At 31.2% G+C, this 15,692-nt stretch carries 16 protein-coding genes, 1 tRNA gene and 2 other annotated features; all 17 genes read left to right on the top strand.

Annotation, left to right across the window (positions count from 1 at the left end):
- Nucleotide 1: 1 nt before the first annotated feature.
- The 17 genes from ispD to rpoB all read left to right on the top strand — a co-directional run bounded on the left by ispD (nucleotide 2) and on the right by rpoB (nucleotide 15,689).
- Entirely contained in the window at nucleotides 2-676 is a 675-nt protein-coding gene (gene ispD, locus BGI42_RS00960; protein ID WP_069678546.1) for a 2-C-methyl-D-erythritol 4-phosphate cytidylyltransferase, read from the top strand.
- Between the two features lie 69 nt (nucleotides 677-745).
- Nucleotides 746-926: a binding site (T-box leader), on the top strand.
- A gap of 72 nt (nucleotides 927-998) precedes the next feature.
- On the top strand, nucleotides 999-2,711 hold the full coding sequence (locus tag BGI42_RS00965; RefSeq protein ID WP_069678547.1) for a proline--tRNA ligase: 1,713 nt from the start codon (nucleotides 999-1,001) through the stop codon (nucleotides 2,709-2,711).
- Nucleotides 2,712-2,729: 18 nt separating this feature from the next.
- Nucleotides 2,730-4,142 (top strand): cysteine--tRNA ligase, encoded by a 1,413-nt coding sequence (gene cysS / locus BGI42_RS00970; RefSeq protein ID WP_069678548.1) that lies wholly within the window; start codon nucleotides 2,730-2,732, stop codon nucleotides 4,140-4,142.
- Between the two features lie 47 nt (nucleotides 4,143-4,189).
- Nucleotides 4,190-4,615, top strand: a complete 426-nt coding sequence (locus BGI42_RS00975) for a Mini-ribonuclease 3 (protein WP_069678549.1) — start codon at nucleotides 4,190-4,192, stop codon at nucleotides 4,613-4,615.
- Nucleotides 4,616-4,621: 6 nt separating this feature from the next.
- The gene (gene rlmB, locus BGI42_RS00980; RefSeq protein WP_069678550.1) at nucleotides 4,622-5,428 is read left to right on the top strand and encodes a 23S rRNA (guanosine(2251)-2'-O)-methyltransferase RlmB; all 807 of its coding nucleotides are present in this window, start codon (nucleotides 4,622-4,624) and stop codon (nucleotides 5,426-5,428) included.
- A gap of 23 nt (nucleotides 5,429-5,451) precedes the next feature.
- Nucleotides 5,452-5,964 (top strand): NYN domain-containing protein, encoded by a 513-nt coding sequence (locus BGI42_RS00985; RefSeq protein ID WP_069678551.1) that lies wholly within the window; start codon nucleotides 5,452-5,454, stop codon nucleotides 5,962-5,964.
- Nucleotides 5,965-6,049: 85 nt separating this feature from the next.
- Nucleotides 6,050-6,670, top strand: coding sequence for an RNA polymerase sporulation sigma factor SigH (sigH, locus tag BGI42_RS00990; protein ID WP_069678552.1), 621 nt, complete (start codon nucleotides 6,050-6,052; stop codon nucleotides 6,668-6,670).
- 77 nt (nucleotides 6,671-6,747) lie between these two features.
- Nucleotides 6,748-6,823: transfer RNA gene (locus BGI42_RS00995), tRNA-Thr, on the top strand.
- Between the two features lie 58 nt (nucleotides 6,824-6,881).
- Nucleotides 6,882-8,075, top strand: a complete 1,194-nt coding sequence (tuf, locus tag BGI42_RS01000) for an elongation factor Tu (RefSeq protein WP_069678553.1) — start codon at nucleotides 6,882-6,884, stop codon at nucleotides 8,073-8,075.
- A gap of 160 nt (nucleotides 8,076-8,235) precedes the next feature.
- Nucleotides 8,236-8,385 (top strand): 50S ribosomal protein L33, encoded by a 150-nt coding sequence (gene rpmG / locus BGI42_RS01005; protein WP_069678554.1) that lies wholly within the window; start codon nucleotides 8,236-8,238, stop codon nucleotides 8,383-8,385.
- A 49-nt stretch (nucleotides 8,386-8,434) separates the two neighbouring features.
- Nucleotides 8,435-8,668, top strand: coding sequence for a preprotein translocase subunit SecE (secE, locus tag BGI42_RS01010; protein ID WP_069678555.1), 234 nt, complete (start codon nucleotides 8,435-8,437; stop codon nucleotides 8,666-8,668).
- Between the two features lie 36 nt (nucleotides 8,669-8,704).
- Complete coding sequence (gene nusG / locus BGI42_RS01015; RefSeq protein ID WP_069678556.1) at nucleotides 8,705-9,226, top strand: transcription termination/antitermination protein NusG; 522 nt, start codon at nucleotides 8,705-8,707, stop codon at nucleotides 9,224-9,226.
- A gap of 77 nt (nucleotides 9,227-9,303) precedes the next feature.
- Nucleotides 9,304-9,729, top strand: coding sequence for a 50S ribosomal protein L11 (rplK, locus tag BGI42_RS01020; protein WP_069678557.1), 426 nt, complete (start codon nucleotides 9,304-9,306; stop codon nucleotides 9,727-9,729).
- A 54-nt stretch (nucleotides 9,730-9,783) separates the two neighbouring features.
- Nucleotides 9,784-10,473, top strand: coding sequence for a 50S ribosomal protein L1 (gene rplA, locus BGI42_RS01025; protein WP_069678558.1), 690 nt, complete (start codon nucleotides 9,784-9,786; stop codon nucleotides 10,471-10,473).
- A 46-nt stretch (nucleotides 10,474-10,519) separates the two neighbouring features.
- Nucleotides 10,520-10,649, top strand: a sequence feature (ribosomal protein L10 leader region).
- A gap of 35 nt (nucleotides 10,650-10,684) precedes the next feature.
- Nucleotides 10,685-11,188 carry a 50S ribosomal protein L10 gene (gene rplJ, locus BGI42_RS01030; protein ID WP_069678559.1) on the top strand — a complete coding sequence of 168 codons (504 nt, stop codon included), beginning with the start codon at nucleotides 10,685-10,687 and terminating at the stop codon, nucleotides 11,186-11,188.
- 52 nt (nucleotides 11,189-11,240) lie between these two features.
- The gene (rplL, locus tag BGI42_RS01035) at nucleotides 11,241-11,603 is read left to right on the top strand and encodes a 50S ribosomal protein L7/L12 (protein WP_069678560.1); all 363 of its coding nucleotides are present in this window, start codon (nucleotides 11,241-11,243) and stop codon (nucleotides 11,601-11,603) included.
- Between the two features lie 363 nt (nucleotides 11,604-11,966).
- Nucleotides 11,967-15,689 carry a DNA-directed RNA polymerase subunit beta gene (gene rpoB / locus BGI42_RS01040; protein ID WP_069678561.1) on the top strand — a complete coding sequence of 1,241 codons (3,723 nt, stop codon included), beginning with the start codon at nucleotides 11,967-11,969 and terminating at the stop codon, nucleotides 15,687-15,689.
- Nucleotides 15,690-15,692 lie beyond the last annotated feature (3 nt).

A 15,692-nucleotide genomic window follows, 5' to 3' on the forward strand; every position in this document is an offset into this window, starting at 1 on the left:
TATGGTTAGTGCGATAGTAGTAGCTGGTGGAAGAGGTAAAAGAATGGGCACTGTTCAAAGTAAGCAATATCTTAATTTGAATGGAAAGCCCATTCTTTATTACACCATTAAAAGTTTTTTAAACTGTAAATTAGTAGATAATATTATATTGGTAGTGCCTTTTCATGAAATTGATTATTGCAAAAATGAGATATTAAATAAAAATTTTATAAAGGTAAATAAAATAATAGCTGGTGGAAGTGAGCGATATGAATCAGTATATAATGGATTAATGGCAGCAGAAGGATCAGATATTGTTTTAATTCATGATGGTGTAAGACCATTTGTTTCAGAAAAATTAATAAATGACTCAATAATGTATGCCAAAAGATACGGTGCAGCAGCACCGGGAGTTATGCCAAAAGATACTATAAAGGTTATTGATAAGAATAGATTTTCTATACAAACACCTAATAGAAGTGAATTAGTGTCAGTACAAACGCCTCAAGCATTTAGATATGATTTAATATATGAATGCCACAAAAAAATAAAAAATGAAGATGTGGAAATTACAGATGATACTATGGTGGCTGAATATTTTGGTAATAATGTATATATATATGAAGGAGAGTATTCGAATATAAAAATTACTACCCCAGAAGATCTTATTATAGGTGAGTATTTAGCTAATAAATAGGTAGTAGATAATATATTGACAGTGAAATTACAAAAAGTTATAATGAATTAAGTTAATTGTAAAATTATATGAAAAACGTTGATGAAGAATAGTAGAAATCACTTTTCAGAGAGAAAATCCATAGGCTGAAAGATTTTCAATAGATTTTGAACCAGCTTCGGAGTAATAGGAAAAAACTATCGGTTTAATACCGTTATCATTATTAGAGAACAAATTTAGGTGGTACCGCGATCATAAGTTCGCCCTAAGCGATAGGGTGGGCTTTTTTATTATTCTTAAAGCCACTTTAATATAAAAATAATATATTGGAGGAAGTTTAATTATGAAAATGTCTAACATGTTAATATCTACACTAAGAGAAGTTCCAGCAGAAGCTGAAATTGATAGTCATAAGCTTATGCTTAGATCAGGAATGATAAGAAAAATGGCTTCAGGAATATATAACTATATGCCATTAGGTTTAAAAGCTTTAAAAAAAGTTGAAGATATAATAAGAGAAGAAATGAATGAAGCAGGAGCACAAGAATTTTTAGCTTCTGCAATGATTCCAGCAGAATTGTGGCAATCATCAGGAAGATGGGATGCTTATGGACCTGAAATGTTTAGAGTAAAAGATAGAAATGAGAGAGATTTTTGTTTAGGACCTACACATGAAGAAGTATTCACTGATATAGCTAAAAATGAAATTAAATCTTATAAACAATTACCAGTAAATTTATATCAAATTCAAACAAAATATAGAGATGAACGTAGACCAAGATTTGGTGTTATGAGATCAAGAGAATTTGTTATGAAAGATGCTTATAGTTTCGATAAAGATCAACAAGGATTGGATGAATCATATAATAAAATGTATGAAGCATATGTTAAAATTTTTAATAGATGTGGATTAGACGCAAAATGTGTTGAGGCAGATTCAGGAGCAATTGGAGGATCAAATTCAGCAGAATTTATGGTTAAATCAGAAGTTGGAGAAGACGATATTGTTTTCTGTACTAAATGTGATTATGCAGCTAATATTGAAAAAGCAACTGCTAGTTTAGATGAATCAGAAAAAGAAGAATTAATGGAAATTGAAAAGGTAGCAACTCCAGATAGCAGAGGAATAGACGAAGTATCAGAATTTCTAAAGATATCTTCTAAAAAAACTGTTAAGACATTATTATATAATGTTGATGGAAAGATAGTTGCTGTATTTGTAAGAGGAGACAGGGAAGTTAATGAAGTTAAGGTTGCTAATGCTTCAAATGCTTCAGGAGATATAGAGATGGCTTCTCATGAAGAGTATATGAATGCAACTGGTTGTGGAATTGGATTTGCAGGACCAATAGGAATAAAAGTTGATTTAATGTTAGTAGATGAAGAAGTTAAAGAGATGTGTAACTTTGTAACTGGAGCAAATGAAACAGGATACCATATTAAAAATGTAAATTATGGTCGTGATTTTGAAGGTGTAGTTGGAGATTATAGAAATGTAGTTGAAGGAGAATCATGCGTTAAATGTGGAGGAAAACTTACAATTTCTAGAGGAACAGAAGTAGGTCATATATTTAAATTAGGAACTAAGTATTCAGAAGCTATGGATGCTAAATTTATAGATGAAAATGGAAAAGAAGCTCCATTTATAATGGGATGTTATGGAATAGGTGTTACAAGAACTATGGCATCTATTATTGAACAACATAATGATGAAAATGGGATAATGTGGCCGTTAGCAGTTGCTCCATATCATGTTTCAGTAATTGCTGTAAATGTTAAAGATGAAGAACAAGTAAAAATTGCAACTAAGATTTATGAAGATTTAAAAGCTATAGGAGTAGATGCATTATTAGATGACAGAAAAGAAAGAGCTGGGGTTAAATTTAAAGATTCTGAAATAATGGGAATTCCTATGAGAATAACAGTAGGAAAGAAAATTTCAGATGGAGAAGTTGAATTTAAACTTAGAACTGGTGATATGGAAGTTATTAAAATAGAAGATGTTTGTCAAATTGTTAAAGGAGAGTTTGATAAAAATAATATTAAATTAAGATAACACAGGAGGTAAAAATTAATGAGGATATTTAATACTTTAACGAGAAAAAAAGAAGAATTTATCCCTATTACTCCAGGTCAGGTTAAAATGTATGTTTGTGGCCCGACAGTTTATAATTTCTTTCATATAGGGAATGGGAGAACTTTTATAGTATTTGATACAATAAGAAGATATTTAGAGTATAGAGGGTATAATGTTAAATTCGTTCAAAATTTTACAGATATAGATGATAAAATGATTAAAAAAGCTAATGAAGAAAATACTACTGTAAAAGAAATAGGCGATAAATATATTAAAGAATATTACGAAGATGCAGACAATCTTAAAATAGAAAGAGCTACAGTTAATCCAAGGGCTACTGAATATATAGATGATATTATTGAATTTGTTACTAAATTAATTGAAAAAGGGTATGCATATGAAGTTAAAGGTGATGTATATTTTAATACTAATAAGTTTAATAATTATGGTAAATTATCAGGTCAAAGTATAGAAGATTTACAAATGGGAGCAAGTAATAGAACTTCGTCTGTAGCTGATGAAAGAAAAAAAGATCCTATGGATTTTGCTATATGGAAAGCTCAAAAACCAGGAGAACCTGCTTGGAAATGTCCTTGGGGAATGGGAAGACCAGGTTGGCATATAGAATGTTCATGTATGGCAAAGAAAATATTAGGAGAAACAATTGATATTCATGCAGGTGGTATGGATTTAGCATTCCCGCATCATGAAAATGAAGTTGCACAAAGCGAGGCATTAACAGGAAAGAAATTTGCAAACTATTGGATGCATTCAGCATATGTAAATGTAAATAATCAAAAAATGTCTAAGTCTTTAAATAACTTCTTTACTGCTAGAGATATATTAAAGGAATATGATTCAGATGTTATAAGATTTTTTATGATGTCAGCTCATTATAGATTACAAATAAACTTTAGCAAGGACTTATTAGATTCTGCAAAAGCATCGGTAGAAAGACTTTATAATGCAGTATCAAATTTAGAAAACTTAATTGATGAAGTTTCAAGAGAAAATATGAATCAGGAAGAAGTTAAATATTTAGAATCTTTAAATAAGTATAGAGAAAAATATATTGAAAAAATGGATGATGATTTCAATACAGCAGATGCTCTTACTGTGCTATTTGAATTAACTAAGGATACTAATACCAATATAACTATAGATTCATCTAAAGAGTTAGTTGAAAAAGCATTAGAATTTATAAGAGAATTAGGAGCACCATTAGGGTTACTTCAAAAAACTACTAAAGGTAGTTTAGAAGAAGAAATAGAATCTTTAATTGAGCAAAGACAAAATGCAAGAAAAAATAGAGATTTTGCTTTAGCAGATAAGATAAGAGACGATTTAAAAGATAGAGGCATTATTTTAGAAGATACTCCACAAGGGGTTAGATGGAAAAAAATAAATTAATTAGATAGGGCTGCAAATTGCAGCCCTTATTTAAAGGAGTATAAATTATGTTAGATGATTTAAAGATAAGGGAATTTAGTGAACAAAGTGTAAGAATGTTAAATCCTCTTCAACTTGCAATAATAGGTGATGGAGTGTATGAAGTATTTATAAGGACATATATTCTATCAGAAAATGAAGGATTAAGTGCTAATAAAATTCATAGAAAAGCAATCAGTTATGTGAAAGCTAAAGCACAATCTTTTATTATGCACAATTTAGAAGAATACTTAACAGAAGAGGAATTTAGAATATACAAAAGAGGAAGAAATGCTAAATCTGCAACAGTTCCTAAAAATGCAGATGTTAGAGATTATAGAATGGCAACAGGATTTGAAGCATTAATAGGATATTTATATTTAATAGGAAATAAAGAAAGACTAGAATTTATGTTACAGAAAAGTATTATAGTTTTAAATAAAAAAGAGGTGTAGCTTTTAATGAAAGAAAACAAAAAAGGATTAAAAAAAAGAGATAATAGAAATAAATTTTATGATAATAGTTTTGAAGAAAGAGAAGATATAATAATTGGAAGAAATGCAGTTACGGAAGCATTAAAAACTGACAGAACAATAGAAACTCTTTATATATCTAATGCTAAATTAGAAGGATCTATAAATTCTATAATATCAAAAGCAAAAGAAAAAAAGATACTAATAAAGGAAGTAGATAAAAGGAAATTAGATTCTATGTGTAATAATGCAGTTCACCAAGGTGTTATTGCACGAGTAACTCCTTATAAATATTCAGAAGTATCAGATATTCTAGAATTAGCAGAAAAAAAAGGAGAACAGCCATTTATTGTAATATTAGATGAAGTAGAGGATCCTCATAATTTAGGTTCAATTATAAGAACATCAGAATTATTTGGAGTTCATGGAATAATAATACCGAAAAGAAGAAGTGCATCTGTAACAACAATGGTATACAAATCTTCAGTAGGAGCTATAGAACATGTAAAGGTAGCTAGAGTTACAAATTTGAATTCAGTAATAGATGAATTAAAAGAAAGAGGAATCTGGGTTTATGGAACAGATATAAGGGCAGAAGAATATAGTTATCAAACTGATTTTAGTGGCCCATGTGCTGTTATAATTGGTAATGAAGGAAAGGGAATATCAAAATTAACATTAAAAAAATGTGATAAACTAATAAAAATCCCAATGGTAGGTAAGATTAATTCTTTAAATGCTTCTGTGGCTGGTGGTATAATTATGTATGAAGTATTAAAAGGTCGTTTAAAGTAAAATGAATTTAAGAGGTAACTATTGTGAAAATTATTTTTGTTGATGGATATAACGTTATAAATAGTTGGCCAGATTTAAAAATAAAAAAGGATTATAGTTTTGATGGTGCTAGAAGATCGTTAATAGATACAATGCATAATTATGGGGTTTATAATGACTGTAAAGTAATAGTTGTTTTTGATGCACATAAAGTATCAGGTAGTATTCAAAAGGTAGAGAAATTAAATAAAAATTTATCAATAGTTTTTACCAAAGATGGAGAAACTGCTGATGGCTATATTGAAAGGGAAGTAAATTTACTAGGAAGAAAATATGAAGTCATTGTTGTAACTTCCGATTGGTTAGAGCAACAAACTATTTTTCAAAGAGGTGCTGTAAGAATGTCATCTTTAGAGTTTTATAATGAAGTTTTAGATGTAGCTGAATCTATAACAAAAACAAAAAATAAAAATAAAATTTCAGAAAAAAACATTCTTAGTGATAATATAGACTTGGAAATATTGAAAAAATTAGAAAAAATAAGAAGAAGCCAGTAAATTTAATTGACTAAGATATTTTAGCTGAGTTATAATTGTTTACATAGATATACAGTGATTATAAGGAGAAAGTTGAGAGTGAATATTGGGTGAGTTTTTAGAATTTAAAGATAGGTTAGATGAAGAAGTTGTATTAGAAGCTAAAAAAGGAAATACTAGAGCTCAAGAATATCTAATTTCTAAATATGAAAATTTTGTTAAGTCAAAAGCGAAATCTTATTTCTTGATAGGCGCAGACAAAGAAGACATATATCAAGAGGGTATGATAGGTTTATATAAAGCAATAAGAGATTTTAAAGCTGATAAATTAACTTCATTTAAAGCTTTTGCAGAGTTATGTGTAACAAGACAAATTATAACTGCAATTAAAACGGCAACTAGACAAAAACATATTCCATTAAATACTTATGTTTCATTAAATAAACCTATTTATGAAGAAGACTCTGAAAGAACACTATTAGATGTTTTGTCTGGAATAAAAATTTCAGATCCAGAAGAGCTTCTGATAAACAAGGAGCATATGGATGATATTGAATCTATAATTGCTAAAGTTTTGTCTGATTTAGAGTTAGAGGTTCTTATGTCATATCTAGATGGAAAATCTTATCAGGAGATCGCATGTGACTTAGATAGGCATTCAAAATCTATTGATAATGCATTGCAAAGAGTAAAGAGAAAGCTTGAAAAATGCCTAGGTATAAAGTGATTAAATTATATTGACAAATAAAACGAATAATAGTAAACTTTATAATTGGTATATCAAGAAAATGTTAAGATATGAGTGCTCACGTAGCTCAGTAGGTAGAGCGTCGCCTTGGTAAGGCGGAGGCCGTCGGTTCAATCCCGATCGTGAGCTCCAATTATAAAATAAAAAACACTAGGCAAAGTTTATTAAAGGATAAGAGGAGGAATTCAGAATGTCAAAGGAAAAATTTGAGAGAAGTAAACCACACGTAAATATTGGAACAATCGGTCACGTAGACCACGGTAAGACTACATTAACAGCAGCAATCACAACTGTATTAGCAAAAAGAGGATATGCAGAAGCTTTCGATTATGCAGCAATAGATAAGGCTCCAGAAGAAAAAGAAAGAGGAATCACAATCAATACTGCACACGTTGAATATGAAACAGACAACAGACACTACGCTCACGTTGACTGTCCAGGACATGCTGACTATGTTAAGAACATGATCACAGGAGCAGCACAAATGGATGGAGCTATCTTAGTTTGTTCAGCAGCAGATGGTCCAATGCCACAAACAAGAGAACATATCTTACTTGCATCAAGAGTTGGAGTTGACTACATCGTAGTATTCTTAAACAAAGCAGATATGGTAGATGACGAAGAATTATTAGAATTAGTTGAAATGGAAGTTAGAGAATTATTAAGCGAATACAACTTCCCAGGAGATGATATTCCAGTAATTAAGGGATCAGCATTAAAAGCATTAGAAAACCCAACAGATGAAGCAGCAATCGCTCCAATCTTAGAATTAATGGAAGCAGTAGATAGTTACATCCCAACACCAGAAAGAGCAACTGATAAACCATTTATCATGCCAATCGAAGATGTATTTACAATCACTGGTAGAGGAACAGTTGCAACTGGTAGAGTTGAAACTGGAGTACTTCACGTAGGAGACGAAGTTGAAATCGTAGGATTAAGTGAAGAAAAGAAGAAAGTTGTTGTAACTGGAATCGAAATGTTCAGAAAATTATTAGACGAAGCGCAAGCGGGAGATAATATAGGAGCATTATTAAGAGGTGTTCAAAGAACTGACATCGAAAGAGGTCAAGTATTATCTTTACCAAACTCAGTACACCCACACACTAAGTTCGTAGGTCAAGTATACGTACTTAAAAAAGAAGAAGGTGGAAGACATACTCCATTCTTTGATGGATATAGACCACAATTCTACTTTAGAACAACAGACGTTACAGGATCAATCAAATTACCAGAAGGAATGGAAATGGTAATGCCTGGAGATCACATTGATATGAACGTTGAATTAATCACACCAGTAGCTATGGATGAAGGATTAAGATTCGCTATCAGAGAAGGTGGAAGAACTGTAGGTTCAGGAGTTGTTACTAAGATTAACGCTTAATCTTAATAATATATTTAGAAATAATTGGACTGGGTGCTAAACCTGGTCCTTTCAAAGGAAGTTGACATTTTACATATTGTATGATATTGTGTAAAAAGTAACGCTTAAATAAGAGATTGAATCTTTTGTACTATTATATATAAAAATTGGAGGTGCAGTTATGAGAACTAAAATAACTTTAGCATGCACAGAGTGTAAACAAAGAAATTATGATTCTATGAAAAATAAAAAGAACAATCCAGATAGATTAGAAATGAACAAATATTGCAAATTCTGTAAAAAGCACACACTTCATAGAGAAACAAAATAGAAGTAATAAAAGTAGACATATACTTAATTACATTTAAGGAAGTGAAGTTATGTCAGTAAAAGATATTGCAAAAACTAATAAGACTACTAAGAAACAAGGTGGCTTGTTTAGTTTTTTTAGAGAGGTTAAGGCAGAAGTTAAAATAATAACTTGGCCTTCAAAGGATGAGACAAAAAAAGCATTTATTGCAGTGGGTATATTCGCAATAATATATATATTATTAGTTGGCGGATTAGATTTTATTTTCAAGAACCTCTTTGAAATGATTTTTAATTTGAAGTAAAAGGAGGTTTGGGTGAGTTTTATTCACCTAACAAGTATGAGTGATAGAGCAAGATGGTATGTAGTGCATACATACTCTGGATACGAAAATAAGGTTAAAGCAAACCTAGAAAAAGCAATTGAAAACAGAAATCTTGAATCACTAATTTATGACATGCAAGTGCCAATGGAAGAAGTGATTGAGGAAAAAGATGGCAAACAAAAAGTCTCATTAAAAAAGAAATTTCCTGGTTATGTTTTAATAAAAATGCTGATGACAGATGAATCTTGGTATGTTGTAAGAAACACAAGAGGGGTCACAGGATTTGTAGGACCAGGATCAAAGCCAGTTCCTCTTTCTGATGAAGAAGTGGAAGCAATGGGAGTTTTAGAAATGCCTGTTGAGATTGATTTAGAAGTAGGGGAAAGTATAAAAATTATCTCTGGACCTTTAAGGGATTCAGTAGCAAAGATCCAAGAGATAGTTTTAGAAAAGAAAAAGATAAAGGCTTTAGTAGATATGTTTGGCAGGGAAACACTTGCTGAACTAGACTTTAATCAAGTTGAAAAATTAGTTTAATTTTAAATATAAACTAATTTCAAATAAGTGGGAGGACAAAAGTCCGTATATACCACAGTGTAGGAGGAATAACGAAAATGGCTAAAAAAGTAACTGGAATGATTAAACTTCAACTTCAAGCAGGTAAGGCAACACCAGCACCACCTGTTGGTCCGGCTTTAGGTCAACATGGTGTAAATATAATGGGATTCTGTAAGGAGTTTAACGCAAAAACAGCAAGTCAAGCTGGATTAATAATACCAGTAGTAATAACTGTTTACCAAGATAGATCTTTTAGTTTCATATTAAAGACTCCTCCAGCTGCTGTTCTAATCAAGAAAGAATTAGGATTAGAAAGTGGATCAGGAGTGCCTAATAGAACTAAAGTAGGAAGTTTAACTAAAGAACAAGTTAAAAAGATTGCCGAAGTTAAAATGCCAGACTTAAATGCTGCTAACATTGAATCAGCTATGAGAATGATTGAAGGTACAGCAAGAAGTATGGGTATAACAATTCAAGAGTAATTTGTAAAAATAAGTGGGAGGTAAAAACCGCTAATACCACAGAGGAGGCTTATAATGGGAAAGAAATATATTGAAAGTTCAAAGTTAATAGATAAAAGTGCTTTATACAATCCAGCAGAAGCATTAGATTTAACTGTAAAAACTGCGAAAGCAAACTTTGATGAAACAATTGAATTACATGTAAGACTTGGTGTTGATCCAAGACATGCAGATCAACAAGTTAGAGGAGCAATTGTATTACCTAATGGAACTGGTAAAACAGTTAGAGTTCTTGTTTTTGCTAAAGGAGATAAAGCTACTGAAGCTCAAGAAGCAGGAGCAGATTTTGTAGGAGCTGAAGAATTAGTTCAAAAGATCCAAACAGAAAACTGGTTTGATTATGATGTTGTTGTTGCTACTCCAGATATGATGGGTGTAGTTGGTAGAATAGGTAGAATATTAGGACCTAAAGGATTAATGCCAAACCCTAAATCAGGTACAGTAACATTTGATGTTGCTAAAGCAATTGCTGAAATTAAAGCTGGTAAAGTTGAATATAGAGTTGATAAAACTTCTATAGTTCACTGTCCAATAGGAAAGAAATCTTTTGGAGCTGAAAAGTTAAAAGAAAACTTTACAACATTAATGGAAGCTTTAGTTAAAGCTAAGCCAGCTGCTGCTAAGGGACAATATTTAAAATCAATTACTGTTTCTAGCACAATGGGACCTGGAGCAAAAATTAATCCAACAAAAGCTTTAGATTAATATTGACATAATGAATTAAATATGATATATTTTAATTCGTTGTGAAAAGTTAAAAATATATTTTCCATAGACAGTAGGTGCGAAAGCGTAACGGTGTATACTACCTACCGAGGTATATAATAATTAGTTTATTATAGATCTTCTCTGTCTATGGGAAGATCTTTTTTAATAGAAATAAGCAGTTTAAAACTGTGAGGAGGTGGATCATAGCATGAACAACAACAGACAACTTAAAGAAGCAAAGGTTGCTGAAATTAAAGAAAAGTTAGAAAAAGCAAAAGCAGTTGTGTTCACTAAGTATCAAGGCTTAACAGTTGAAGAAGATACGGCTCTTAGAAAAAATTTAAGAGAAGCAGGCGTAGAATATAAAGTATACAAAAATACTTTAGTAACTATAGCAGCTAAAGAATTAGGTTTAGATGGTGCTGTAGAATACTTAGAAGGACCAGTAGCTATTGCATTTGGATATGAAGATGTTACTGTAGGAGCTAGAGTTCTAAATGATTTTGCTAAAGATCATAAAAAGTTAGAATTAAAAGCTGGTATCGTAGAAGGAGAAATCTACGATGCAGATAAGATCAAACAACTTGCTACAATTCCTTCAAAAGAAGTTCTTATTGCAAAACTTCTTGGAAGTATCAAGTCTCCACTATCAAATTTTGCTTACTTATTAAGTGCAATTAAAGATAGTAAGGAATCAGAATCAGCTGAATAATGCTGAATTAAAAAAATAAAATTAATGAAAAATTTCGGAGGTGCTATTTAAAATGACAAGAGAAGATATCATTCAAGCTATAAAAGAAATGAGCGTTTTAGAATTAAATGAATTAGTAAAAGCTTGCGAAGAAGAATTTGGAGTAAGCGCTGCTGCTCCAGTTGCAGTAGCAGGAGGAGTAGCTGGTGGAGCTGCAGAAGAAAAAACTGAATTTGATGTAATATTAGCTAGTGCTGGTGGAAACAAAATCAAAGTAATCAAAGCAGTTAGAGAAATTACTGGATTAGGATTAAAAGAAGCTAAAGAAATAGTTGATGGAGCTCCTAAGACATTAAAAGAAGCTGTATCTAAAGAAGAAGCAGAAGACATGAAAGCTAAATTAGCTGAAGTTGGAGCAGAAGTAGAAGTTAAATAATTTAATTTCTTATATATAAAAAGGTGCTTATATAGCACCTTTTTTAAACTCATTTTATAAAGCTATATAAAATGTTCATTTATGTAGTGAATAATTTATATAGCTTTATAGCTATTAGAGTGTTAATATATCTAAAATTTTCCTGAAAGTTTTACTTAAATAATATATTGACAATGAAAATTTTATATGATAGTATCATATAATGTACTTAACCATGATAGTGGGTAAGTATATATATGTGGGAAAAATAAGTATAATCTGACCATAAATGGTTATACTGAAAGAAGACGCTATCCGAAAGCATAAATCCTTAGGGAAAGTATGTTTTTTGGTTATTTTACTTTATACAAGGGGTGAAAGTTGATGGTACATCCTGTCCAAATTGGAAAAAGAACGAGAATGAGTTTTGGTAAAGTCAAAGACGTTACAGAAATGCCGAATTTAATTGAAGTTCAATTAGATTCATATCAGTGGTTTTTAAAAGAAGGCCTACACGAAGTTTTTGATGATATCAATCCTATTACAAATTTTACAGGAAATTTAGTGCTAGAATTTGTAGATTATAAACTTGATATGGATAATATCAAGTATTCTGTTGAAGAGTGTAAAGAAAGAGATGCAACTTATGCAGCACCATTAAAAGTTTCAGTTAGATTACAAAATAATGAAACTGGTGAAATAAAAGAACAAGAAGTATTTATGGGAGATTTTCCATTAATGACTGAACAAGGTACTTTTATAATTAATGGTGCAGAAAGAGTTATTGTAAGCCAATTAGTTAGATCGCCAGGAGTTTATTACAATTATTCAATTGATAAGACTGGTAAGAAACTATATTCAGCTACTGTAATTCCTAATAGAGGTGCATGGTTAGAGTATGAAACAGACTCTAACGATATTATTTATGTAAGAATTGATAAAACAAGAAAGCTCCCAATTACAATTTTAGCTAGAGCTATGGGGTTTGGAAGTGATCAAGAACTATTGGATTTCTTTGGTGAAGATGAGAGATTCAGAGCAAGTATTGAAAAAGACAATACTAAAACTAGAGAAGAAGCACTACTTGAAATATATAAGAGATTAAGACCGGGTGAACCACCAACGGTAGATAGTGCAATATCATTAATAGACTCATTATTTTTTGATGCTAAAAGATATGATTTATCTAGAGTTGGAAGATATAAGTTCAATAAAAAACTTGCATTAAATTTAAGAATAGCTAATCAAATAGCAGCTATGGATATAATTAATCCATCTACTGGAGAAATTATGGTTGAAAAAGGCCAAAAAATAAGTAGATTACTAGCAGAAGATATTCAAAATGCAGGAATAAAATCAGTTGATATATTAGTTGATGATAAACTTGTTAGAGCTATTAGTAATAATTTTGTAGATATAACAAAGCAAGTACCTTTTGATGTAAGTGATTTACAAATAAAAGAGTTAGTACATTATCCGACTTTAAAAGAAATATTAGATAATTATTCTGATGAAGCAACAATTAAAGAAGAGATTAAAAAGAATTTAAGCAGACTTATTCCAAAACATATCATAAAAGATGATATATTTGCAACTATTAGTTATGAATTAGGTTTACCTTATGGAGTAGGTTATGTTGATGATATAGACCATCTAGGAAATAGAAGACTAAGATCTGTAGGAGAACTATTACAAAATCAATTTAGAATTGGTTTATCTAGAATGGAAAGAGTAGTTAAGGAAAGAATGACTATTCAAGACCAAGAGTCAATAACTCCTCAAATGTTAATTAATATAAGACCAGTAGCAGCAGCTATTAAAGAATTCTTTGGTAGTTCTCAATTATCTCAATTCATGGATCAAACAAATCCATTATCAGAATTAACACATAAGAGAAGATTATCAGCTTTAGGACCAGGAGGTCTTTCAAGAGAAAGAGCTGGGTTTGAAGTTAGAGACGTTCATCATTCTCATTATGGTAGAATGTGTCCTATAGAAACTCCAGAAGGACCAAATATAGGTCTTATAAACTCATTAGCTACTTTTGCAAGAGTTAATGAATATGGTTTTATAGAAACACCATATAGAATTGTAGATAAAGAAAATGGTAGAGCAACTGATGAAATAAGATATTTTACAGCTGACGAAGAAGATCAATGTTTAATTGCTCAAGCAAAAGAACCATTAGATGAAGATGGTTATTTTGTAGATAAAAAAGTAACTGTCAGATATTTAGAAGATGTATTAGTAGTTGCAGCAACAGAAGTTGATTTAATGGACGTATCAGCAAGACAAATTGTATCAGTAGCAACAGCTATGATACCTTTCCTTGAAAATGATGATGCATCAAGAGCTCTTATGGGATCTAACATGCAACGTCAAGCAGTTCCATTATTAAAACCACAAGCGCCAATAGTTGGTACTGGAATAGAATTTAAGGCTGCGGTAGACTCAGGAGTTCTTCCAAAAGCTAAAAACGCTGGTACTGTTACTTATGTATCTGCAAATGAAATTCGTGTAAAGAGAGATTCAGATGGAGGAACGGATACTTATAGATTATTAAAGTTCAAAAGAAGTAACCAAAGTAGTTGTATTAATCAAAGACCTATGGTAAGTACAGGTGAAATGGTATTTAAGAATCAAGTTCTTGCAGATGGTCCTTCAACTGATTTAGGGGAAATAGCATTAGGTAAAAACATCAGAATGGGATTCATAACTTGGGAAGGTTATAACTATGAAGATGCTATGCTTATTTCAGAAGAATTAGTTAGAGAAGATGTATTTACATCTATGCATATTGAAGAATATGAATGTGAAGCAAGAGATACTAAGTTAGGACCAGAAGAAATAACTAGAGATATACCTAATGTAAGTGAAGATGCACTTAAAGATATAGATGATAGAGGTATCATTAGAATAGGTGCTGAAGTAAGATCGGGAGATATCTTAGTTGGTAAAGTTACACCTAAGGGAGAAACTGAGCTTACAGCTGAAGAAAGATTATTGAGAGCAATCTTTGGAGAAAAGGCAAGAGAAGTTAGAGATACTTCTTTAAGAGTTCCTCACGGAGAAGCGGGTATAATCGTTGATATTAAGGTATTTACAAGGGAAAATGGAGACGAATTAAATCCAGGAGTAAATGAACTTGTAAGATGTTATATAGTACAAAAAAGAAAAATATCAGTAGGAGATAAGATGGCTGGACGTCATGGTAATAAAGGGGTTATTTCAAGAATATTACCTGAAGAAGATATGCCATTCTTGCCAGATGGTAGACCGTTACAGATATGCTTAAACCCTCTAGGTGTACCTTCACGTATGAATATTGGTCAGGTACTTGAGGTTCATTTAGGATGGGCAGCTAGTAAATTAGGTTGGCATATATCAACACCAGTATTTGATGGCGCTACTGAAAATGAAATAGAAAAATGTTTAGAAAAAGCAGGTTATAATGCAAATGGAAAAACTACATTATATGATGGTAGAACAGGAGAGCCATTTGATAATCCAGTAACAGTAGGTATAATGTATATCTTAAAACTTGCCCATCTAGTTGATGATAAGATTCATGCTAGATCAACAGGTCCATATTCTTTAGTTACACAACAACCACTAGGGGGTAAAGCTCAATTTGGTGGTCAAAGATTTGGAGAAATGGAAGTTTGGGCTCTAGAAGCATATGGAGCAGCTCATACATTACAAGAAATATTAACTGTTAAATCAGATGATGTTGTAGGTAGAGTAAAAACATATGAGGCTATTGTTAAAGGTGAAAATATTCCAGAACCAGGAGTTCCAGAATCATTCAAAGTACTTATAAAAGAGCTTCAAGCATTATGCTTAGATGTTAAAGTTTTAAATGAAAGTCATCAAGAAGTTAGTTTAAAAGAGTATGCTGATGAAGAAATGACTGATTTAGATGTTAATATGGAAGGTTCAGAAGAAAACACTGCGGTAGAAGAAAACATTGCAGTAGCAGATAATAATGTTGAAACTACCGATGAGGAATATAGGGAAGACCTTGATGAAATTGAATATGATGAAAATTTTGAAATAGAACCATTTGAAACTAATCTAGAATTAGATGATTTTAATGATGAACATTAATTT

Source organism: Clostridium taeniosporum (genome assembly GCF_001735765.2).
GTDB lineage: Bacteria > Bacillota > Clostridia > Clostridiales > Clostridiaceae > Clostridium > Clostridium taeniosporum.

What these genes read in the sequence shown, in the direction of transcription:
- ispD (WP_069678546.1), top strand. Translation starts at nt 2, where the DNA reads ATGGTTAGTGCGATAGTAGTAGCTGGTGGAAGAGGTAAAAGAATGGGC.
- BGI42_RS00965 (WP_069678547.1), top strand. Translation starts at nt 999, where the DNA reads ATGAAAATGTCTAACATGTTAATATCTACACTAAGAGAAGTTCCAGCA.
- cysS (WP_069678548.1), top strand. Translation starts at nt 2,730, where the DNA reads ATGAGGATATTTAATACTTTAACGAGAAAAAAAGAAGAATTTATCCCT.
- BGI42_RS00975 (WP_069678549.1), top strand. Translation starts at nt 4,190, where the DNA reads ATGTTAGATGATTTAAAGATAAGGGAATTTAGTGAACAAAGTGTAAGA.
- rlmB (WP_069678550.1), top strand. Translation starts at nt 4,622, where the DNA reads ATGAAAGAAAACAAAAAAGGATTAAAAAAAAGAGATAATAGAAATAAA.
- tuf (WP_069678553.1), top strand. Translation starts at nt 6,882, where the DNA reads ATGTCAAAGGAAAAATTTGAGAGAAGTAAACCACACGTAAATATTGGA.
- rpmG (WP_069678554.1), top strand. Translation starts at nt 8,236, where the DNA reads ATGAGAACTAAAATAACTTTAGCATGCACAGAGTGTAAACAAAGAAAT.
- secE (WP_069678555.1), top strand. Translation starts at nt 8,435, where the DNA reads ATGTCAGTAAAAGATATTGCAAAAACTAATAAGACTACTAAGAAACAA.
- nusG (WP_069678556.1), top strand. Translation starts at nt 8,705, where the DNA reads ATGAGTGATAGAGCAAGATGGTATGTAGTGCATACATACTCTGGATAC.
- rplK (WP_069678557.1), top strand. Translation starts at nt 9,304, where the DNA reads ATGGCTAAAAAAGTAACTGGAATGATTAAACTTCAACTTCAAGCAGGT.
- rplA (WP_069678558.1), top strand. Translation starts at nt 9,784, where the DNA reads ATGGGAAAGAAATATATTGAAAGTTCAAAGTTAATAGATAAAAGTGCT.
- rplJ (WP_069678559.1), top strand. Translation starts at nt 10,685, where the DNA reads ATGAACAACAACAGACAACTTAAAGAAGCAAAGGTTGCTGAAATTAAA.
- rplL (WP_069678560.1), top strand. Translation starts at nt 11,241, where the DNA reads ATGACAAGAGAAGATATCATTCAAGCTATAAAAGAAATGAGCGTTTTA.
- rpoB (WP_069678561.1), top strand. Translation starts at nt 11,967, where the DNA reads ATGGTACATCCTGTCCAAATTGGAAAAAGAACGAGAATGAGTTTTGGT.